Below are 20,084 nucleotides of genomic sequence, written 5' to 3'. Positions count from 1 at the left end.
CGTCCACTCGGCGCAACTGTCCCAAGCGCTGCTCGGTGTCGGCTGGGACAGTCACGCCGACTCGACACCGAAATCCGGGGCAGTTGCGCCGACTCGACACCAAAATCCGGGACAGTCGCGCCGGGTCGGCGTGGAGTGGTCAGACGCGGGCCAGAGCCGCGATGCGGACCTGCTCCTCCCGGTCGGTCACCTTCGCGCGTGGCCGGCCGACCTCCTTGCCGGACTCGCGCTCGTGGGTGTCGAGGGTGTTCCAGCCGGTCTGGTCGACGACGATCACGCCGCGTGATGAGAGGAGGTCGTCGAGGGACTCGCCGGTGGGCTCGCGCAGGGCGCCGGCGGCGTGGTCGTCCAGGAGGGTGCGTACGGTCTCGGCGGCGCAGGCCCGGTTGGTGCCGATGACACCGCTGGGACCACGCTTGGCCCAGCCCGCGGTATAGGTCGCCTCGGCGCCGATCACGCGGCCCGCCTCGTGCGGGAAGCGGCCGGTGCCCTCCTCGCTGGGGACGCCGGCGACGCCGGCGGATCGGTAGCCGGTGGCTCGGACGACCAGCCCGGCCTCGATCTCCTCGCCGGTGTCGAAGCGCACCCCGGCGACGGTGTCGGCGCCGAGGATCTCGGTCGGGGTCAGGCCGAAGCGGAGGACGAGCCGCTTCGCGGCGTCCGTACGCGGCCGGGCGGCCAGGTCGCGGAGCAGATCGGCCTTCTGGAGTGTCGCGAAGGAGCCGGCGTTGCGCTCGGTCAGGTCCGGCTCGGTCGGCAGCCCGGCGAGGTCGGCCTCGTCGACCACGACGTCGATGCCGGGGTCGTCGGCGAGCGCCCGCAGCTCGGGGCTGGTGAAGGCCGCGTGCTCGGCGCCCCGACGGGCGGTGACGACGACCTCGCGGATGCCGCTGGCCGCCAGGGCCGAGAGCGCGCCCGGGGCCAGGTCGGAGACCGTCAGCGCCTCCTCGTCTGCCAGCAGCAGCCGGGCCAGGTCGAGGGCCACATTGCCGTTGCCGATGACGACGGCGCGCTCGTGGGCGAGCGGGAAGGTCATCGCGGCCCGGTCGGGATGACCGTTGTACCAGCCGACGAGCTCGGCCGCGGAGGTCGAGCCGGGCAGCTCCTCCCCCGGCAGGCCGAGGCTGCGGCCCTCGCCAGCGCCGGTGGTATAGACCACCGCGTGGTGGGAGCCGAGGAGCTCCTCGTGGGTGACGTCGCGCCCGATCTCGAGGTTGTAGCGGGTGCGCACCCGGCGGTGGCGGGCCGTCTTCGCGAACCCGGAGACGATCTCCTTGGTGTCCAGATGGTCGGGCGCGACGCCGTAGCGGACCAGGCCATAAGGAGTCGCCAGCCGGTCTATGACGGTGATCTCGACGTCGCAGCGGCGGGTGGCGGCGAGCTCCTCGGCGACGTACCAACCGGCCGGACCGGCACCCACCACGGCCACCTTGAGCGGGCCTCCGGGGATCTTGGCGCCCAGGGGCGGCAGCGGCGCGGGCTCCTCCTGCTCGCCGGTGAACTCGAAGAAGGCGGCGTTGATGTCGACATAGGGCGCGAACGCGTCCGGAACCTCGTAGTCCGGGAAGATCGCATTGACCGGGCAGGCGTCCTCGCAAGCACCGCAGTCGATGCACTCGTCGGGGTGGATGTAGAGCATCTCGGCGGCGCCGAACCCCGGCTCGTCGGGGCCGGGATGGATGCAGTCGACCGGGCAGACCTCCACGCAGGAGGCGTCGTTGCAGCAAGACTGGGTGATGACGTACGTCATGAGCGCTGAGCCTTCCGCCGGGCCTTCCGCTGGGCCTTTCCGATCGTCTCCTCGACGACCATGTTCATCCTGGCACCGTTCGGCCATCCGGCGTAGTGACTCAGGAAGACCACGATCTCGCGCAGCTCGTCCTCGGAGAGCTCGCCGTTGGCGTACGCCGCGGGGATCTGGATCCCGAGCACATCCGCGGCGCCCTGGCCGGCGAGCAGCCCGATCAGCAGGAGCCGGCGGTCGCGGGTGGTCAGGCCCGGACGCTGCCAGATGTCGCCGAAGAGATGATCGGCGGTGTAGCGGAAGAAGTCGCCCTCGCCATCGGCCATGTCGAAGCCGTAGACCTCCTCCATCTTGCGCAGTCCGCGGGCTCGGGCCGCAGGGAGGTCGGCGAACTTGTCGGTGTCGTCGTTCATGGTTCCGTGTTCCTCGTTCAGTCCTAGGGGAGCCCGAGCCCGGGTGCCAGCCGGTCGAGGGCGAGTCGGGCGAGCGGCACGTCGACGCCGAGCTCCTCGGCGAGCTCGATCGCGAAGCCGAGGTCCTTCTCCCCCAGCGCCACGACGTGGCTGAAGACGCCGTGCCAGAAGTCGTCGGGGGCGATCGGGGCGGTGGTGTCGCGGTAGAGGATCGCGCCGGGGCCGCCGGTGATCGCGTCGGTGTGGCGTACGACGTCGCCGAGCGCCACCAGGTCGAGCCCGGCCGCCTCGGCGAGCCGCTGGGCCTCGGTGGCCGCCGTGAACGAGGCGAAGTGGAGCAGGTTGCGGGCCAGCTTCAGCTTCGTCCCGGCGCCGATCTCACCGGCATGGACCACCTTGGTGCCCATCGCCGCCAGGACCGGGCCGGCCGCTGCGTACGCCTCCGGGCTGCCGCCCACGAGGATGGCCAGGGTGCCTTCGGCGGCTCCCATCGGGCCGCCGGAGACGGGCGCGTCGAGCACGTTCACGCCGTGCGGCTCGGCAGTCGCGGCCAGCTCGGCAGGCGTCTCCGGGGCGACCGTGGAGTGGACCAGCACCGTCAGCGGTCCCTGCTCCGCGCGGTCGGCGGCGAGTACCTCCGAGAGGACCTGGCGCACCTGGTCGTCGTCGCGCACCATCACGCTCAGCACATCGACGGCTGCCGCCAGCTCGGCGACCGAGACGGCCGCCTTCGCCCCGGCCGTGATCAGCTCCGCGACCGGCTCCTCTGCGATGTCGTGGACCCACAGCTCGATCCCGTCGGCCCCGGCGAGCCGGAGCGCCATCGGCCTGCCGATGTTGCCCAGCCCCACAAACCCTGTGCGTGTCACAGCCGGAACGTCCCTCCGCCGTCGACGGCGATGATCTGGCCGGAGATCCACGAGGACTCCTCGGAGAGGAGGAACTTCGCGGTCCCGACCATGTCCTCGGTGGTGCCGAGGCGCTTGATCGCCATGCCTTTCGTCATCTCCCGCGCCGCGTCGCCGGCCTGGGTGCGGGTCGCCTCGGTGTCGGTCGGCCCCGGCGCGATCGCGTTGACCCGGATGTTCATCCCGCCCAGCTCGTGGGCGAGCTGCTGGGTCAGCCCGTTGATGCCGACCTTGGCCAGGCCGTAGAAACCGGAGTAGAGGTAGGCGGCGGTCGAGGACTGGTTGACGATCGCGCCGCCGCCCCGCTTCTGCATCGCCGGGTAGACGGCCCGGGTCATCACCAGCGCGCCGTTGAGGTTCACGCTCATGAACTTCTCGTAGTAGTCCCAGTCGACGGTGACCAGCAGGTCGAAGGCCATGTCGCCGTAGATCGCGGCGTTGTTGATCAGCCCGTCGATCCCGCCGTACGCCTCGGTCGTCTCGGCGACCAGCGCGGCCGCCGAGGCGTGGTCGGAGACGTCGCAGCGAACGAACCGGGCGACCCCACCGGCCGCCTCGATCTCCTTGGCGACCTGCTGACCCTTCTCCTCGTTCAGGTCGGCGACGACGACCGCGGCTCCCTCGGCGGCCAGCCCTTTGGCGTACGCCTCGCCGATCCCCTGTGCCGCCCCGGTGACGACGACGACCTTGTCCTCGAACCTCATGTCCGACTCCTCTCCCCCGCCGACCCGGCGGGACTGTCCCGGACTTCCGTGCCGACTCGGCACATCTGACCCAGCTCCGCACGCCGACCCGGCGTGTCTGTCCCAGAATTTCCCGCCGAGTCGGCGCATCTGTCCCACTGCACCCAGGGACCCACAGACGGCCTGGGACATTGGCGCCGACTCGACAGCTCTAGACGGGGCAGTTGCGCCGAGTGGGGATAGATCAGCGGGACAGTTGCGCCGACTCGGGGCTTGACCGCGGGGCAGATGCGCCGAGTCGGCTTCATGCGGGCTCCGCGATCAGCTTGGTCTCGAGGTACTCCTCGAAGCCTTCGACGCCCATCTCCCGGCCGAGGCCGGACTGCTTGTAGCCGCCGAAGGGCGCGTCAGGGCCGAACCACTGGCCGCCGTTGACGCCGATGGTGCCGGTGCGGATCCGGGCGGCCACGGACTTCGCCCGCTCCAGCGACCCGGACTCGACCGAGCCGGAGAGGCCGTAGGGCGAGTCGTTGGCGATGCGTACGGCATCGTCGTCGCCGTCGTGCGGGATCACCGTGAGCACCGGGCCGAAGATCTCCTCGCGGGCGACGCGGGCGGAGTTGTCGAGGCAGGCCACGACGGTGGGCTGGATCCAGAAGCCCTCAGCCAGGTCGCCGTCCTGGACCGCTACGGTCCCACCGGTGGCGAAGCGGCCACCCTCCTCCTGCGCGAGCGCCAGATAGCCGAGGATCCGGTCGCGCTGGACCGCGGAGATCACCGGGCCGCAGATCGTGCCGGCATCGGCCGGGTCGCCCGCGCCGAGCGAGGCCATCGTCGCGGCGGCCGCCTCGACGGCAGCGTCGTAGGCGCCACGGGGTACCAGGAGGCGAGTGGTCAGCGCACAGCCCTGACCTGCGTGGACGGCCACCGAGAAGGCCGCCATCGAGGCGGCCGAGGCGACGTCGGCGTCGTCGAGGACGATCGCCGCGGACTTGCCGCCGAGCTCGAGGAAGACCTTCTTCAGGCTGGGCGCCGCGGCCGCCATGATCGCCCGGCCGGTGGCCGTCGATCCGGTGAAGGAGACCAGGTCGACCCGCGGGTCCTCGGCCAGCATCGCGGCCACCCGGTTGTCGCGCGGGGTGACGACGTTGAAGACGCCCGGCGGGAGATCGGTGTGGTCGGCCGCCAGCCGGCCCAGCTCCGCCGCCAGCCATGGCGTGTCCGGGGCGGGCTTGAGGATCACGGTGTTGCCCGCCGCCAGCGCCGGGCCGATCTTGGCCAGGTTGATCTGGTTGGGGAAGTTCCACGGCGTGATCGCCGCGACGACACCGACGGCCTCGCGCCGCACCGTACGCCGCGAGGAGATGCCCATCGTCACCCCGACGCCGAGGTCGCGTTCCCACTCGAAGGACTCGGCCAGGTCGATCGTCCACTTCAAGGTCTCGACCGGGGTGTCGAACTGCGGCCCCGCCACCAGGAACGCGGGCGCGCCGACCTCGGCGGTCGTCAGCTCGCGCAGCGCCTCGGCGTTGTCGAGGATCGCCTGGTGCAGCTGGCGCAGGCAACGGACCCGGAACGCCACATCGGTCGACCAGTCGGTCTCGTCGAAGGCCCGGCGCGCGGCGGCGATGGCGGCGTCCATGTCCCGGGCCGTCGAGTCGGGCGCGCGCCCGATCTCCTGCCCCGTGGCCGGGTTGAGGATGGCGTACGTCTCGCCGGATGCGGCCGCGCCGAGCTTGCCGTCGACGAGCTGCTGAGCGGGCGGGTTGGTGGGGTTTCTCGTCGTCACACGGACTCCTGGGTCACGAAGTTCCCGGCCGCGACAGGGGGCGGCCAGACGGTCGAGGGCAGGTCGGCGAGGCGGTAGTGGCCAGGCTGCTCCATGCCGTTCAGCGACATCCGCTCCAGCAGCCCGGCGGTGGCCTTCTTGGCTTTGACGATGTCGAGGAAGGTGGTCGCGGTGGACCCGAGGTCGAACCAGTCGCGCTGCCAGGCGAACTCCAGCACGTCGCCGTCGGGACGCGGCGCGACGCCGAACCAGGAGCCGCCGATCCCACAGATCTCGTACTCCTCGCCGGTCGCGTCGTCGACGATCCCCGCCCGCTGCCGCCAGAAACCGATCACCATGGCGTTGACGTCGTCGATCACCGTCGCCTGGTAGTCGTAGTGCCAGCCCTCGAGCCCGGCCATCTCGGTGCCGAGCGCCCACTCCCGGATCTGCTCGCGGCCGACGGCCATGAAGTGCTCGTCGGGGGTGTACATCCAGCCGTACGTCGCGTCCTCGGCGTACACGTCGGCCAGCGGCGCCCAATCACCCTCAGCCTCTGCTTTACGGTTAAGGTCGAGCCAGCGGGCCCAGAAGCCTTCGATCTCGGCGCGGTCCATCTCAGTCCTCCAGAATGAGTGCGAAAGCGGGGCAGTACTTGACGGCCGCACGCGCGGCATCGAGCTGACCGCCGGACGGTTCGGTGATGCGTACGACGACCTGATAGCTGTCGTCGTCGAAGTCGAAGAGCTCCGGCGCCTCGGCGAGGCACTCCTGATGCCCCTGGCAGAGCCCGAGGTCGGCTGTCAGCTTCATGACGACCGCCGCCGGTAGCGGACGCGGCAGGGCTGCTGGAGCTGGATCACCATCTTGGTGAAGTCGTCGGCGTAGGAGTGGACCGGCTGCGCCGCCTCGAAGGTGAAGTCGCGCAGGATGACCGAGAAGATCGCCTTCATCTGCATCATCGCGAACGCGTTGCCGACGCAGCGGTGCTTGCCGGCGCCGAACGGGATCCAGGTCCAGCGGTTCTGCATGTCCTCCTGGCGCGGGTCGAGATAGCGGCTCGGGTCGAACAGCTCGGCCTTCGGGAAGTCACCCTCGATCCGGTTCGAGACCCGCGGCGAGGCGGCGAGCAGGGTGCCGGCCGGGATGGTCTCGCCGAGCAGCTCGAAGTCCTCCCGCACCAGCCGCATCAGGATGATCAGCGGCGGGTGCAACCGCAGGGTCTCCTTCAGCGCCGCCTCCAGCACCGGGATCGAGCGCAGCGCCTGGAAGGAGACCTCCGAGCCGTCCGCGTAGAGGTCGTCGAGCTCGCCGACGACCTCGGCCATCACCGACGGGTTGCGCAGCAGCTCGATCATCGCCCACGACGCGGTGCCCGAGGAGGTGTGGTGGCCGGCGAACATCATCGAGATGAAGATCCCTGTGATGGTGTCGGTGTCCATGTCGATCGAGATCAGTACGTCGAGCAGGTCGCGCTCCTCGCGAGCGACCTTGCCCCGGGCGATCCGCTTGTCGACGATCGCCTGGACGAGGTCGACCAGCCTCTCCCTGGCGGCGTCGCGCATCCGGAAGTTCTCGATGTCGGCGTAGGCGTCGACGTACGCGATCGCGTCGGTGCCGTGCTCCAGCTCGTGGTAGTGCTGGGCGAACCCGGAGTCCAGCTCCTCGCGGAACGGCTTCCCGACGAGGCAGGCCGAGGTCGTGTAGATGGTCAGCTCGGCGAAGAAGTCGAGCAGGTCGATCTCGCCCTCATCGCCCCAGCCGGCGATCATCCGGCGGATCTCGGCCTCGATCGTCTGCGCGTGCCCGCGCATCATGTCGCCGCGCAGCGCCTGGTTCTTCAGCATCTGCTGGCGCTCCTCCGGCGAGGCGTCGAAGACGACGCCCTTGCCGAAGATCGGCGTCATGAACGGGTACGCAGCCGCCTGGTCGAGCACGTCGTCGGGTGCCCGGAAGAACGCCTCGTTGGCCTCGGCCCCGGTGACCAGGACGACGTCCTTGTCAGCGAGGCGAAAGCGGCCGAGGTCGCCGCACTCCTCGCGGACGCGGGTGAACAGCGAGATCGGGTCGACCCGCATCTCGGGCAGGTGGCCGGTGCCGCGGATGATCTCGGGGACGCTCGGGTCCTGGTCATCCAGGACGGTGGAGACGGTCGGGATCGTCATCGTGCCTCCTGCACAGGGGCTTCGGGGTTGACGTCGATGGTGCTGATGTGGACTCCTCGCTTGGCGGTCACGACCGACGTGATCGCGTCGGCCAGAGCCCGGGCCTTGAGGAAGTGCGGATGGCGGGCGAGGCCCCACCTGACCCACTGCTCCAGCACGAACCCGCCGAGCTCCGCGGGCCACTCGTTGCCGATGTCGGAGTGGGTGGGACCGGGTCGCACGATCGAGGCCCGGACCCCTGTGCCCTCGAGCTCCATCTGGAGCGCGTTGACCATGCCTTCCAGGCCCCACTTGGAGGCTGCGTACGCCCCCATGAACGGTCGCGGCTTCACCGCCACGTCGGAGGAGAGGAAGACCAGGTCGCCGCGCCGCCGCTCGATCATCGCCGGCCCGAAGGCACGCAGGACACGGTGGGCGCCGAGCAGGTTGACGTCGACCTGACCGGCGAACGTCTCGGTCGGGACGTCGACGGTCGCGCCCGGGTAGGTGACGCCGGCGTTGCTGACCAGGACCTCGACGTCGCCCAGGTCCGCGGCCGCCTTGGCAGCGAACTCGGCCACCGAGTCGTCGGACGTCACATCGAGCGGGTGCGCGACCGCCTCTCCCCCGTCGGCCCGGATCGCCGCAGCGACCTCCTCGACGCGGTCGACCCGCCGGGCGCCGAGCGCGACCGGGAAGCCGGCCGTCGCCAGCGACCTCGCGGTCTCCGCTCCGATCCCGGAGGAGGCGCCGGTGATCACCGCTGGGCGGCGGTCGGGCTGTGCGTACTTCATGCGTCCTCCCTGGATGCTGACCGAGGTAACTCGGCGAGTGCCCACTGACTTCGCGGAACTCCACGAAGTCGGTGACTGCCGACCGAGTTACCCTTCGACAGGCTCAGGACACCGCCTCGGTGGGCATACGTCGTGCTCACCGAGGTAACTCGGTCTGCATCCGCCCCACTCACCGCACCCTCCAGGCGAACGAGACGGGCAGCTCGGCGAACCCACGCACACTCGTGGAGTGCACGCGGACAGCGCGGCTGGCGTGGACCTCGAACCCCGACGTACGCCGCACCAGCTCCGCCAGCACGACCCGGGCCTCGAGCCGAGCGAGGTTGGCGCCGAGGCAGAAGTGCCGGCCGACGCCGAAGCTCATGATCCGGCCGAGCTCGTCGGGCGAGCGGTGGATGTCGAAGACGTCCGGCGCGGTGAAGACCCGCTCGTCGCGGTTGGCCGAGCCGAGCAGCACGAGCAGCTTCGACCCGGCCGGGACGACCTGGCCGTGAAGCGAGACGTCCTCGGCGACATAGCGGGCCAGCATCTGGCTCGAGGTGTCGTGGCGCAGGGTCTCCTCGATCCACGGGCCCACCAGCGTGGCGTCCCCGGGGTCGGCGAACACCTCGGCCTGCTGGGAAGCGTGCGCGCCGAGGTGGAACAGCGCGTTGCCGAGCAGCTTGGTCGTGGTCTCGTTGCCGGCCACGACCATCAGGAACAGGAACGCGATCACCTCGTGGTCGAGCAGCCGGTCGCCGTCGACCTCGGCCTCGACGAGCGCCGAGGTGAGGTCCTCGCTCGGCTGCCTGCGCCGCCGGGCGACCATCTCGGCGTAGTAGCCGATCAGCTCCAGCGCGGCGGTCATCCCGGCCTCGGGCACGTCGCGCACGCCGTCCTCCCGGTGCACCACCAGGTCGGCCAGCCGCCGCACCTCGTCGCGGTCGGCGGCGGGGACGCCCATCATCTCCGAGATGACGTCCATCGGGAGCTTGCCGGCGAGCTCGGCGATCCAGTCGGCCTCCCCTTCCTCCGCGGACAGCGCGGCCAGCGCGTCGAGGTAGTGGTCGGCGAGCGCCTGGATCTGCGGGGTCAGGCCGCGTACGCGACGGGGTGTGAACCCCGCCGAGACCAGCTTGCGCAACCGGGTCTGCGCGGCCCCGTCCAGCGCCAGGAACGACATCACCCGGTGGGCGTCGGCGTTCCAGGCGCTGGCGTCGAGCGAGACCCCCATCCGGTTGGAGAAGGTGACGTCGTCCTTCACCGCGGCGTGCACGTCGGCGTGCCGGGAGAGTGCCCAGAAGTCGTCGGCGGCGTTGTAGTAGAGCGGCGCCTCGTCCCGCAGCCGGGCATAGACCGGGTAGGGGTCCTCGTGGAAGTCGTAGTCGTAGGGGTCGAAGATCTCGGTGGTGGTGCTCGTCATCTCACTCCTCGCCGACGATCACGGCGACGACCGGGGCGAGCCGGTCGGCCATCTCGTCGTAGGTCATCAGGCCCATGCCCGCCTGCAGCAGCGCGCCCGAGAAGGCGAGCAGCAGGGCTTCGCGCACCGCCTCCCCGGCACCGTCGCCGAGCGCCGCCTCGAACCGGGCGGCGAACTCGGCCCCGATCCGCAACCGCAGCCGTTCGACGCCGGAATCGCTGCCCAGCAGCGCCGGGGTCACCGCCGCCGCGAGCTCCGGCTCCTCCGCGATCCGGGTCGTCAGGCTGCGTACGGCCTCCTGCACCCGTCCCGCGCGAGACCCGGTCGCCTCGGCCACCGGCGCCGCGCTCAGATGGCGCCAGAAGAGCTTGACGAAGAGGTGGTTCCTGGAGGCCAGGTAGGTGTACGCCGTCGCCGAGGAGACCCCGGCCCGCACCGCGACCGAGCGGATCGTCAGCGCCTCGTGCCCGACCTCGCGCAGCTCCGCCATGGCCGCGGCGAACAGTCGCTCGACCGTATCTGCCTGACGGGTGCTCGTTGCACTGGACACGTGTCCAGATTAGAACACGTTCTCGTTTCCGGCAAGGGCTGATCGGCACGGGTTCGGGGTACCGCACCCACATGCCGAGAACTGATGTGCTGGGCGAGGAGCTCCAGCGACAACGCGACGTCCTCAAGCTGGTCGGAGCGACGCTGAAGGCTGCCGAGATCCCGTTCGCGCTGGCCGGCGGGTACGCGGTCTGGACCCGGGGCGGTCCGGAGAGCACCCACGATGTCGACTTCGTCCTTCCCGAGGAGTGCATCGAGGACGCCGTGCGCGCACTGGTCCTGAACGGGATGGATCCGGTCGCCGCCCCCGAGGACTGGCTGGTCAAGGTCGGGAGGGAGACCGTGGTCGTCGACCTGATCCACCGGCTCCCGACAGGGCCCGTCGACGAGGAGCTGCTAGTGCGGTGCACCGACCTGCCGGTCGACTCCGTCACCATGCCCGTCATGTCGGCGACAGACCTGATCATCTCGCGCATGCTCGCCCTCAGCGAGCACGCCTGCGACCTCTCGCCGATCCTCGGCTGCGCCCGCGCGCTGCGCGAGCAGGTCGACTGGCGTCTGGTCCGGCAGGAGGCGAAGCGGAGCCCGTTCGCGCTGGCCGCGCTGGGCCTGCTCGATGCGCTCGACGTCATGGAAGGAAGCGGTATGGGAGGCGGCGATGCCTGACCCGATTCGTGTGGCAGCCGTGGGTGACGTACATCTGGCCGACGACCTGCGAGGACGCTACGCACCACTGCTCGAGGGCATCTCCGGCGAGGCCGACGCGCTGCTGGTGGCCGGTGACCTCACCCAGCACGGCACGGTCGAGGAGGCGCAGGCGTTCGCCGACGAGTTCGACGCCGCCGACGTCCCCGTCCTCGTCGTGCTCGGCAACCACGACTACCACTCCGGCGCCGAGCGCGACATCGCCCAGCTGCTGGAGGACCGCGGGATCACCGTCCTCGAGGGCACCTCGACCACCATCGAGACGGACGCCGGCCGCCTCGGCGTCGCCGGCGTCAAGGGCTTCTGCCTGGGCTTCGTCGGGCGCTGCGCGGCCGACTTCGGCGAGCCCGAGATGAAGGCCTTCACGGGGCACGGGATCGAGACCGCCTCCGTCCTGCGCGAGAGCCTCGACGGCCTCGCCGGCGAGGACCCGGACGTCACCGTCGCCCTCTCCCACTTCGCCCCCGTCGACGACACGCTGATCGGCGAGCCGAAGGAGATCTGGCCCTTCCTCGGCAACTACCTGCTCGGCGAGGCGATCGACGAGACCGGCGTCGATCTCGCCGTCCACGGTCATGCCCACGCCGGCCGCGAGAAGGGTCTCACCCCAACCGGGGTGCCCGTACGCAACGTCGCCCAGCCCGTCATCCAGGCAGCGTTCCGTGTCTATGACGTTGTCCCCAGGAGGTCGGCATGAACGAGCAGCTGGCACGAGATCTCGAGCGCGAGATCGCGACCGATCCGCGCACCCACGAGCTGGGAATCCGGCTCCAGGTACGCGGCGAGCACCTCGTCGTCTCCGGCGAGGTGGCCTCCGAGGAGCGCCGGGCCACGGTCCTCGAGGTCGTCAGGGAGCACGACACCGGGCTCGAGATCGTCGACCACATCATGCTCAGCGCCGAGCCGGGTCCGGGCGGACCCGCCCACGAGCAGATCGACCCACCACAGAGGAGCTGATCACCGATGAACAGCGCAGTCATCGCGGTCACGATCGGGATGATCGCGTTCTGGACCGTCCTGATGCTGATCGCCGCGTTCCTCGACCGGCGGCGCGGCCGCCAGATCGAGCACGACCTGACCGAGATGGAGCGCAAGCACCATCTCGACGGCAGGGACCGGTACGGGAGCTTCGACCACCGGCCCACTGAGCACCGGCCGATCCCGGTCAGGCGCCCGGTGGAAGCTTCGTGAAGTCGGGCTCCCGCCCCTCGGCGAAGGCGAGGAGCGCCTCGATATTGGCCGGCCCGCCGAGCAGCTCTGCGAACTTGGCGTTCTCGAGCTCACGAGCCGCCTCGATCCCGGGCCGCAGCGACGCGGTCATCGTCTCCTTGACCGCGATCAGGCTGCTGATCGGCCGCGCGGCGAGCGTGGCGGCATGCTCCCAGGCGGTGTCGAGGAGCTCGTCGGGCCCGGTGACCCGCCACACGAGCCCCATCTCGTGAGCCTCCTCCGCGCTGAACCACTCCCCCGACAGCAGCATCCAGGCGGCGTTCTGGCGCCCGATCAGCCGTGGGAACAGGAAGCTGGAGGCCGCCTCCGGGGCGACCCCGAGCGTCGTGAACGGCGTCTTGAACCTCGCCTTCGTCGAGGCGAGGACGAGGTCGGCGAAGCCGAGCAGCGTCACGCCGATGCCAAGCCCGAGACCGTTGACGGCCACGACCAGCGGCTTCGAGAACGCCGCCAGGGCGTCGACGAGGCCGATGAACCCGTGCGAGGTGCCGTCGTCGGCTCCCGCGGCGGTCTCCTTCATCTCCACGAGGTCGGTGCCGGCGGAGAAGGCCCGCCCGGACCCGGTCAGCAGCACGACGGCGACCTCCGGGTCGTCGTCGGCCTCGCGCAGCGCCTCGGCGAGGGCGACGTAGAGCGCCTGACTGAAGGCGTTGAGCTGGTCGGGACGGTTGAGGGTCAGCGTGCGGACGCGGTCACGGTCCTCGCTCAGGAGCAGGTCGGACATGTGCGGGTCCTCCTAGGCGCCCAGGATCAGGTCGGCGGCGCGCTCCCCGATCATGATCGAGGGCGCGTTGGTGTTGCCTCCGGTGATCGAGGGCATCACGCTCGCATCGGCGACGCGTAGACTGTCGATGCCCTTCACCCGCAGTGACGGGTCGACGACCGCACGCTCGTCCGAGCCCATCCGGCAGGTGCCGACGCCGTGGTAGACGCTGTGCACGATGTTGGGCAGCAGCTCGCGGGTCGCCCGGGCGTCGGCGTAGTCGGGCCCCGGCGTGATCTCGCCCTGGTTGTCGCCGAGGCCGACCATCATCTCGCGCACCTTCGCGATCCCGTCCAGGAGCACCTCGGTGTCCTTGCCCGACGTCAGGTAGGCCGGGTCGAGCAGCGGGTGCGCGAACGGGTCGGCGCTGGCCAGACGTACGGTGCCACGGCTCTCGGGATAGATCAGCGTCGGCAGGATGCACAGGCCGGGTTTGTTCGTCGGCGGCCGGATCGCCTTGGCGGCGTCCTGGTTCGGGAACGGGTAGACCCAGTAGAGGACGTGCAGCTGCAGGTCGGGGACCTGGCCGGCCAGGGCGCTGCGTACGAAGCCGAAGGCCTCGAACTGCGAGCCGGCCGCCCAGCCCTTGCGGGTGAGCCGCGACTTGGCGAAACCGGCGGCGAAGTACGCAGCCGTGGGCCGCCGCAGCGCCGAGTCCATCCGGAAGGAGACCGGCACGAAGAGGTGGTCGTGGAAGTTGTCGCCGACCGGGAGGTCGGCGTGGACCTGGATGCCGTGGTCGCGGAGGTGGTCGGAATGACCGATTCCGGAGAGCATCAGCAGGTGCGGCGAGCCGTAGACACCGGCCGACACGATGACCTCGCGGGTCGCCCGGATCGTCTGCTTGTCGCCGTCGGCGCCGACCACCTCGACGCCGGTCGCGCGCGAGCCCTCGATGCGTACGCGGGTGACCTGCGCCTTGGTCAGGACCAGCAGGTTGTCCAGCGGGTCTTCGCGCAGGTAGGCCTTCGACGCAGAGTATCTGCGTCCCTCGGACGCAGAAAGCTGGACGACGCCGACGCCCTCCTGCTCCTTGCCGTTGTAGTCGTCGAGCGCGCTGACCCCGAGCCGCTTGGGCGCCTCGTCGAGCCATGCCTGCGCGGCCGGGGTGAGGTCCTTCTGGTAGCGCACCTTGACCGGTCCGCCCTGACCGCGGAACTCGTCCGCGCCGCCCTCGAAGTCCTCCATCCGCTTGAAGGCCGGCAGCACGTCGTCGTAGGACCATCCGGTGGCCCCGTCGGCCGCCCAGTCGTCGAAGTTCTGCTTGTTGCCGCGCACCCAGAGCATGCCGTTGATCGAGGACGAGCCGCCCAGCACCTTTCCCCGCGTCATCGGGATGACCCGGTCGAGGGCGGCGCTCTGCGGGACCGACTTGTAACCCCAGTCGACCAGCTTCTTCAGCTGCGGCGTCGACAGCATCGCGGCCACCGCGCCGGGGAGCTCGAGGAGGTTCTTGATCCCGAAGGCGGTGTCCTTGGTGCCCGCCTCGATGACGATCACGCTGGCACCGCTCTCGGCCAGCCGGCGGGCGGTGGCACAGCCCGCGCTCCCGGCTCCTACGACGATGTAGTCGGCTTCCATCTTCACTTCTCTCTCCCGGCGATCCCTTCCGCAAAGACTAGAACACGTTCTACTGTTGTGTCATGCGCCACGGCATCGTCCTGTTCACCTCGGACCGCGGCATCGCGCCCGCCGAGCTCGCCGCCGCCGCCGAGGAGCGCGGCTTCGACACCTTCTACGTGCCCGAGCACACCCACATCCCGGTGCGCCGCGACGCCCTGCACCCCACCGGCGGCACCGAGCTCCCCGACGATCGCTACCTGCGTACGCTCGACCCCTGGGTCACGCTCGGGACCTGCGCCGCGGTGACCTCTCGGATCGGGCTGTCGACCGCGGTCGCCCTGCCGGTCGAGTCCGACCCGATCACGCTCGCCAAGACGATCGCGACCCTCGACCACCTCTCCGGCGGCCGGGTCTCGCTGGGCGTCGGCTTCGGCTGGAACACCGACGAGCTCGCCGACCACGGCATCCCGGGCGACCGCCGACGCACCGCGCTCAAGGAGTATCTCGAGGCGATGCGGGCGCTGTGGACCGAGGAGGAGGCCTCCTACCGCGGCGAGTTCGTCGACTTCGGCCCCTCCTGGGCCTACCCGAAGCCTCCGCAGGGCCGGATCCCCACGATCGTCGGCGCCGGCGGCGGCCCCCAGACGCTGCGCTGGATCGCCCGCAACGCCGAGGGCTGGATGTCGACCCCCACCGAGGCCGGGATCGGCGACAAGGTCAAGACGCTCCAGGACGAGTGGGAGTCGGCCGGCCGCGAGGGCAAGCCCGAGGTCCGGATCCTCGTCGCCAAGCGCCCCACGCCCGACGACCTGGCCGAGTGGTCCGTCGCCGACGAGCTGATCTGGGGCGTCCCCGACACCGAGCCCGCCGCCGTCCTCACCCACCTCGACAAGCTCGCCAGCCGCCTGGATCTGCCCTGACCCAGATCTGCCGAGTCGGCGCTGATGCCCCATCAGACATCGTCGAGTCGGCGCAACTGTCCCAGATGACGGCGCCCACTCGGCGCTCATGTCCCGAATCCATGGAACAGACGCGCCGACTCGACGCTCTCACGCGGGGCAGACGCGCCGACTCGGCATCCTCACGTGAGACAGATGCGCCGACTCGACGCTCTCATGCGGGGCAGACGAGCCGAGTGGACGAGTCTCAGGGGGATGCCAGTGCGTTCTCGAGGAAGCGAACGACGGCGGCCAGACCAGCCCGCGAGGCCGGCGAGATGCCCGGCAGGGTCATGTAGGCATGGGTCGCCAGAGCAGGTCGATGGAGAGCGACCTCCACCCCGGCCGTACGAAGCGCACCGGCGTATCGCTCGGCCTGCGGGCGCAGCGGGTCGAACCGGGCGGTCAGGATGAGGGCAGGCGGCAGATCAGCATGAGAACCGGCGCGGAGCGGTGAGACCTGCCACTCCCCGGCCCGCGACTCCTCGCCACCGAGGTAGTGCTCCACGATCCCACCCAGCCCCGGACCGCGCAGGCCGACGAGGTCGACGAGCGGGTAGATGAGCACCTGGCCGCGGATCACGGGCCCGCCCTCGTCACGGGCACGCAGGGCAACGACGGCCGCCAGGGTCCCGCCGGCGCTGTCGCCCAGCACCGCGATCCGCGCGGGGTCGGCGCCGAGGTCGTCGGCGTGCGCCACGGCCCACCTCAGCGCGCGCCAGCAGTCCTCGACCGCCGCCGGGTAGGGATCCTCCGGCGCCAACCGGTAGGCGGGCGCGACCACGACGGCGCCCATTCGGGCCGCGATCCGGCCGGCCATCCAGCGGGACTGCTCAGGCGAGCCCCAGCACCAGCCACCGCCGTGGTACGCCAGCACGAGCGGCCGGCCCGGCACAGCACCTCCGAGCGGGACATGGAGCCGCAGTCGGATCCCGTCGACCCAGATCTCGCGCGTCTCCACCCCGGGGTCGTCCGCCCCGAAGACCCGGGTCAGCCAGCGGTTCGCCAGCAGTGCTGCGCGCCGCCGGCGCAGGTCGACCATCCCGTCCACGCCGCGATCCTGCACCGTGTCGACGGTCTTCGTCGTGACGTACAGCTGACCGGTGGTGGAACGTCACCGCACAGCCGCCCATTTATAGAACACGTTCTACTATGATCGGGTCATGAGTGACATCAGCGAGATCGAGCAGCTCAAGTTCCGCTACGTACGCCTCCTCGACACCAAGCAGTGGGACGAGTTCGCCACCTGCTTCAGCGATGACGCCACCGCCGACTACGCCGGGCTCTCGTTCGCCTCACCCGGCGAGCTGGTCGGCTACATGCGCACCAACCTGCCTGCCGAGATCATCACGATGCACCACCTCCACCACCCCGAGATCACGGTCGACGGCGAGGAGGCCACCGGCCGCTGGTACCTCCACGACAAGGTCTTCGCCCCGGCCTTCGAGTTCGCCCTCGAGGGCGCCGCCTTCTACGAGGACCGCTACGTCCGTACGCCGCAGGGCTGGCGCATCGCCCACACCGGCTACCAGCGCACCTGGGAGCTCACCACGAGCCTGAAGGACCAGCCCAGCGCGAGGTTCGTCGGTCCCGGCGGACCAGCGACGCACGCCTGAGCACCGGTAGATTCACGGGCATGCGGATCGCCTTCGGAGCCGATGACGAGAACGAGACGACCCGAGCCGTGCTCGCGGAGCTGCGGGAGCGCGGTGAGGTCGAGGTCGTCGACACCGACTCCTGGCCCGACCTCGGCGCGGGCATCGGCCGCGCGGTCGTCGAGGGTCGCGCCGACGTCGGCGTGGTGATGTGCTGGACCGGCACCGGCACGGCGATCGCCGCCAACAAGGTCCCCGGCGTCCGCGCCGCCCTCGCCTGGGAGCCCTGGATCGCCCGCGGCGCCCGGCTGTGGAACGACGCCAACGTACTGGCGATGAGCCTCAAACGGCTGGCCCCCGACGTCGCCGTCGAGGTGACCCGGGCGTTCCTCGACGAGCCCACGCCAGACCCCGACGAGGCCGACGCCATCCGCCGCCTCGACGAGCTCCCCTGAGGCCTCAGCCCAGCTCGCGGTAGTTGCTGCGGAAGAAGAGCAGGGGCTCGGTGGCGCTGCCCTCCTCGAGGTCGAGGACGCGGCCGACGACGAGGTAGTGGTCGCCCTCCTCGTGGACCGAGTGGACGGCGCAGTCGAGATAGCCGACCGCACCGGACAGGTGCGGGTCGCCGTGATGGGCCGACGGGCTCCAGGAGATGTCGGCGTACTTGTCGGCGGCCCGCGAGGCGAACTGGTTCGAGACCGCCTCCTGGCCGGCGGCGAGGATGTTGACCGAGAAGTGCCCGGCACGCCGGATCCGGGCCCAGGCACGCGAAGACTTCGTCGGCGCGAACAGGATCAGCGGCGGCCGCAGCGACACCGACGAGAACGACTGGCAGGTCATCCCGACGGGCCCCTCCGCGGTCTGCGCCGTGATCACGGTGACCCCGGAGGCGAACCGGCCCAGCACCGTACGGAACCGGGCGTCCGCCTCCGCGTCGGCAGGGGTCTCCGGAGGAGACGGTGGCGCCTCGAAGTCGAAGCGACCGTGGAAGGACTCGATCAGCTCCGGATGCGGCCAGCTCTCGGCGGCATCGGGAGACATCCCGTCAGGCACCTCTATACGCATACCCGATCACTGACCTACGCCGAAGTCGTGGCCCCAGTACGAGACGGCCGTGGACTCGCGGGCGACCCACTTCTGGTCGTCGACCTGCAGTCCCTCCGTGCCGAACTCGATGTCGAAGCCACCCGGCGACTTCACGTAGAAGGAGACCATCTCGTCGTTCATGTGCCGCCCGAGGGTGGCAGACAGCTTCGCGCCGTACTTCTTCACCCGCTCCAGCGCCCGGCCGACGTCGTCGAGCTTGTCGACCTCCAGCATGATGTGGACGCACTTGGAGTCGTTGGGGAACGGCAGGAACGCCAGCGAGTGGTGGCGCGGGTTGATCCCGAGGAAGCGCAGCCAGATCTTGGTGCCGGGCTCCTTGCCGGCGAACTCGCCGGGCATGCTCATCGAGTCGCGCAGCCGGAAGCCGAGCGTGTCGCGGTAGAACTCCAGCGCCTGTACGTCGTCGGAGACCGGGATCACCACGTGGCCCATCCCCTGGTCGCCGGTCACGAAGGTGTGGCCGTAGGGCGAGACCGCGGGGCGGCGCTCGTAGGTGATGCCGTGGAAGAGCTCGAAGACGTTGTCGAAGGGGTCGCGGAAGCGCAGCAGCTCCTGCACCCGCCGCTCGGCGAGCTCCTCGGGCGTGCCCTCCTCCACCTGGACCCCGGACTTCTCCAGATGCTCGCGGGCCTGCGCCAGCGCGGTGTGGTCGGCAACCTCCCAGCCGACGCAGGCGAGCTGGTCGACCTCGCCGGGCTCGATCACGAGCCGGGCCGAGACCTCGTCGATGCGGTAGTAGAGGTTCTCCGGGTTCGGCCCCTTGGCCGTCACCAGACCGAGGACCTTCTCCGCGAAGGTACGCCACGCCTCCAGTTCGGTGCTGGTGACGCGTACGTAGCCCATGGACTTGATGTCGATCACTTCGTACGCTCCTTGTGCCGCTTCAGGCTGTGCCTTTTTAGAAACGTGACCGCGATCTCGCGGAACTCGTCGGCCGCCTCGATCTGTGCCCAGTGCCCACAGCGCGGGAAGACATGCAGCTGCGCCTTGGGGATCAGCTTCAGGGCGGGGAAGGCACCGTCGAGGGGGTTGACCCGGTCCTCGCGGCCCCAGGTGAGCAGGGTGTGGTGCTTGAGCTGGTGCGCCTCGCGCCACAGCATCCCGTCCTCGGCGGTCTCGGGGTTGTAGAACGACCACCCCATCGAGGCCATCGCCTCCCGCGCGCCGGGCGCGGTCGCGTCCGCGAATCGCTCCTCGACCAGCTCGTCGGTGACCAGCTTCTGGTTGACGACCATGGTCGAGATGAACGCCCTCAACGCCTCACGCGTGGGGTCGCCGGAGAAGTCCATCAGGCGTTGTACGCCCTCGGTCGGGTCGGCATGGAAGAGGTTGAGCGAGAGCCCGCCCGGCCCCATCAGCACCAGCCGGCCCACCCGGTCCGGGTAGGTCAGCGCGATCCGCATCGCCGTCCCGCCGCCGAGCGAGTTGCCCAGCAGATGTACCTTCTGCAGGCCCAGCTCGTCGAGGAGCGCGATCACGGCGTCGCCGGCGAAGCGGTAGTAGTTGCCCACCACCTCGGGCTTGTCGGAGGCACCGAAGCCGGGCTGGTCGACGAGGATCGTGCGGAAGTCGGCCGCGAAGCCCTCCAGCGCCGAGCCGAAGTTGGACCACGACGAGGCCCCGGGACCCCCGCCGTGAAGCATGACGAGGGGCAGTCGGTCATCGCCGACCGTGCCCTCTTCCTGGGGCGCCAGGTCGTAGCAGCGCAGCGAGATCTCCCCGGCCGCGGCGGTCTTGATACGGACGTCGCGGGCGACGTCCTCCTTCACCAGAGCCAT

General features: G+C 70.3%; 24 protein-coding genes. 7 read left to right on the top strand and 17 right to left on the bottom strand.

The genetic code is table 11. The features are described from left to right. Positions 1-139 precede the first annotated feature (139 nt). The 11 genes from ACIA03_RS17900 to ACIA03_RS17850 form a co-directional block, all read right to left on the bottom strand. A complete protein-coding gene (locus tag ACIA03_RS17900) occupies positions 140-1,750 on the bottom strand; it encodes an FAD-dependent oxidoreductase (protein ID WP_396984839.1) in 1,611 nt (536 codons plus the stop codon). Then, positions 1,747-2,157, bottom strand: coding sequence for a carboxymuconolactone decarboxylase family protein (locus tag ACIA03_RS17895; protein WP_396984837.1), 411 nt, complete (start codon positions 2,155-2,157; stop codon positions 1,747-1,749). The genes ACIA03_RS17900 and ACIA03_RS17895 overlap by 4 nt, the downstream gene beginning before the upstream one ends. Positions 2,158-2,180: 23 nt before the next feature. Then, the gene (locus tag ACIA03_RS17890) at positions 2,181-3,026 is read right to left on the bottom strand and encodes an NAD(P)-dependent oxidoreductase (protein ID WP_396984836.1); all 846 of its coding nucleotides are present in this window, start codon (positions 3,024-3,026) and stop codon (positions 2,181-2,183) included. Beyond that, the gene (locus ACIA03_RS17885) at positions 3,023-3,769 is read right to left on the bottom strand and encodes an SDR family oxidoreductase (protein ID WP_396984833.1); all 747 of its coding nucleotides are present in this window, start codon (positions 3,767-3,769) and stop codon (positions 3,023-3,025) included. The genes ACIA03_RS17890 and ACIA03_RS17885 overlap by 4 nt, the downstream gene beginning before the upstream one ends. A 283-nt stretch (positions 3,770-4,052) precedes the next feature. Then, positions 4,053-5,537, bottom strand: a complete 1,485-nt coding sequence (locus tag ACIA03_RS17880; protein ID WP_396984831.1) for an aldehyde dehydrogenase — start codon at positions 5,535-5,537, stop codon at positions 4,053-4,055. Further along, a complete protein-coding gene (locus ACIA03_RS17875) occupies positions 5,534-6,133 on the bottom strand; it encodes a hypothetical protein (RefSeq protein ID WP_396984829.1) in 600 nt (199 codons plus the stop codon). The genes ACIA03_RS17880 and ACIA03_RS17875 overlap by 4 nt, the downstream gene beginning before the upstream one ends. A gap of 1 nt (position 6,134) precedes the next feature. Beyond that, positions 6,135-6,329 carry a ferredoxin gene (locus ACIA03_RS17870; protein ID WP_396984827.1) on the bottom strand — a complete coding sequence of 65 codons (195 nt, stop codon included), beginning with the start codon at positions 6,327-6,329 and terminating at the stop codon, positions 6,135-6,137. After that, positions 6,326-7,681 (bottom strand): cytochrome P450, encoded by a 1,356-nt coding sequence (locus tag ACIA03_RS17865; RefSeq protein ID WP_396984825.1) that lies wholly within the window; start codon positions 7,679-7,681, stop codon positions 6,326-6,328. The genes ACIA03_RS17870 and ACIA03_RS17865 overlap by 4 nt, the downstream gene beginning before the upstream one ends. After that, positions 7,678-8,454 (bottom strand): SDR family oxidoreductase, encoded by a 777-nt coding sequence (locus ACIA03_RS17860; protein WP_396984823.1) that lies wholly within the window; start codon positions 8,452-8,454, stop codon positions 7,678-7,680. Before ACIA03_RS17860 ends, ACIA03_RS17865 begins: the two co-directional genes overlap by 4 nt. A gap of 169 nt (positions 8,455-8,623) precedes the next feature. Next, on the bottom strand, positions 8,624-9,856 hold the full coding sequence (locus tag ACIA03_RS17855; RefSeq protein WP_396984821.1) for a cytochrome P450: 1,233 nt from the start codon (positions 9,854-9,856) through the stop codon (positions 8,624-8,626). 1 nt (position 9,857) lies between these two features. Next, entirely contained in the window at positions 9,858-10,406 is a 549-nt protein-coding gene (locus ACIA03_RS17850) for a TetR/AcrR family transcriptional regulator (protein ID WP_396984819.1), read from the bottom strand. 71 nt (positions 10,407-10,477) lie between these two features. On the opposite strand from ACIA03_RS17850, the gene ACIA03_RS17845 reads away from it, so the two are divergent. From ACIA03_RS17845 to ACIA03_RS17830, 4 genes are read left to right on the top strand one after another with little or no spacing between them, the layout of a single operon-like run. After that, positions 10,478-11,071, top strand: a complete 594-nt coding sequence (locus ACIA03_RS17845) for a hypothetical protein (RefSeq protein WP_396984817.1) — start codon at positions 10,478-10,480, stop codon at positions 11,069-11,071. Then, a complete protein-coding gene (locus ACIA03_RS17840; protein ID WP_396984815.1) occupies positions 11,064-11,807 on the top strand; it encodes a metallophosphoesterase in 744 nt (247 codons plus the stop codon). The genes ACIA03_RS17845 and ACIA03_RS17840 overlap by 8 nt, the downstream gene beginning before the upstream one ends. Beyond that, a complete protein-coding gene (locus ACIA03_RS17835) occupies positions 11,804-12,067 on the top strand; it encodes a hypothetical protein (protein WP_396984813.1) in 264 nt (87 codons plus the stop codon). Before ACIA03_RS17840 ends, ACIA03_RS17835 begins: the two co-directional genes overlap by 4 nt. A 6-nt stretch (positions 12,068-12,073) precedes the next feature. Continuing rightward, the gene (locus tag ACIA03_RS17830; RefSeq protein ID WP_396984811.1) at positions 12,074-12,301 is read left to right on the top strand and encodes a hypothetical protein; all 228 of its coding nucleotides are present in this window, start codon (positions 12,074-12,076) and stop codon (positions 12,299-12,301) included. Here ACIA03_RS17830 and ACIA03_RS17825 read toward each other — a convergent pair. After that, entirely contained in the window at positions 12,276-13,064 is a 789-nt protein-coding gene (locus tag ACIA03_RS17825) for an enoyl-CoA hydratase/isomerase family protein (protein ID WP_396984809.1), read from the bottom strand. The genes ACIA03_RS17830 and ACIA03_RS17825 overlap by 26 nt on opposite strands. 12 nt (positions 13,065-13,076) lie before the next feature. Beyond that, positions 13,077-14,684: a GMC family oxidoreductase gene (locus ACIA03_RS17820; protein ID WP_396984807.1), complete on the bottom strand. Its 1,608-nt coding sequence runs from the start codon at positions 14,682-14,684 to the stop codon at positions 13,077-13,079. Positions 14,685-14,746: 62 nt separating this feature from the next. Here ACIA03_RS17820 and ACIA03_RS17815 point away from each other — a divergent pair, with 62 nt between their 5' ends. Then, positions 14,747-15,586 carry an LLM class F420-dependent oxidoreductase gene (locus tag ACIA03_RS17815; RefSeq protein WP_396984804.1) on the top strand — a complete coding sequence of 280 codons (840 nt, stop codon included), beginning with the start codon at positions 14,747-14,749 and terminating at the stop codon, positions 15,584-15,586. 226 nt (positions 15,587-15,812) lie between these two features. On the opposite strand, the gene ACIA03_RS17810 is transcribed toward ACIA03_RS17815, so the two are convergent. After that, positions 15,813-16,646, bottom strand: coding sequence for an alpha/beta hydrolase (locus ACIA03_RS17810; protein ID WP_396984927.1), 834 nt, complete (start codon positions 16,644-16,646; stop codon positions 15,813-15,815). 121 nt (positions 16,647-16,767) lie between these two features. Here ACIA03_RS17810 and ACIA03_RS17805 point away from each other — a divergent pair, with 121 nt between their 5' ends. Together ACIA03_RS17805 and ACIA03_RS17800 are read left to right on the top strand one after the other, a co-directional pair. Beyond that, positions 16,768-17,220 carry a nuclear transport factor 2 family protein gene (locus ACIA03_RS17805; RefSeq protein WP_396984802.1) on the top strand — a complete coding sequence of 151 codons (453 nt, stop codon included), beginning with the start codon at positions 16,768-16,770 and terminating at the stop codon, positions 17,218-17,220. Positions 17,221-17,240: 20 nt separating this feature from the next. After that, on the top strand, positions 17,241-17,654 hold the full coding sequence (locus ACIA03_RS17800; protein ID WP_396984800.1) for an RpiB/LacA/LacB family sugar-phosphate isomerase: 414 nt from the start codon (positions 17,241-17,243) through the stop codon (positions 17,652-17,654). Between the two features lie 4 nt (positions 17,655-17,658). On the opposite strand, the gene ACIA03_RS17795 is transcribed toward ACIA03_RS17800, so the two are convergent. Genes ACIA03_RS17795 through hsaD form a run of 3 tightly spaced genes read right to left on the bottom strand, consistent with a single transcriptional unit; the run spans position 17,659 to position 20,084 of the window. Then, positions 17,659-18,240 (bottom strand): flavin reductase family protein, encoded by a 582-nt coding sequence (locus ACIA03_RS17795; protein WP_396984798.1) that lies wholly within the window; start codon positions 18,238-18,240, stop codon positions 17,659-17,661. Between the two features lie 30 nt (positions 18,241-18,270). After that, positions 18,271-19,167, bottom strand: a complete 897-nt coding sequence (gene hsaC / locus ACIA03_RS17790; RefSeq protein WP_396984796.1) for an iron-dependent extradiol dioxygenase HsaC — start codon at positions 19,165-19,167, stop codon at positions 18,271-18,273. Beyond that, a complete protein-coding gene (gene hsaD, locus ACIA03_RS17785) occupies positions 19,164-20,084 on the bottom strand; it encodes a 4,5:9,10-diseco-3-hydroxy-5,9,17-trioxoandrosta-1(10),2-diene-4-oate hydrolase (RefSeq protein WP_396984794.1) in 921 nt (306 codons plus the stop codon). Before hsaD ends, hsaC begins: the two co-directional genes overlap by 4 nt.

Origin of the sequence: Nocardioides sp. NPDC051685 (assembly GCF_044453405.1) — a bacterium.
Lineage (GTDB): Bacteria > Actinomycetota > Actinomycetes > Propionibacteriales > Nocardioidaceae > Nocardioides.
Note: the sequence above shows the minus strand (reverse complement) of the source record. Positions and strands in the feature narration are given on the sequence as shown.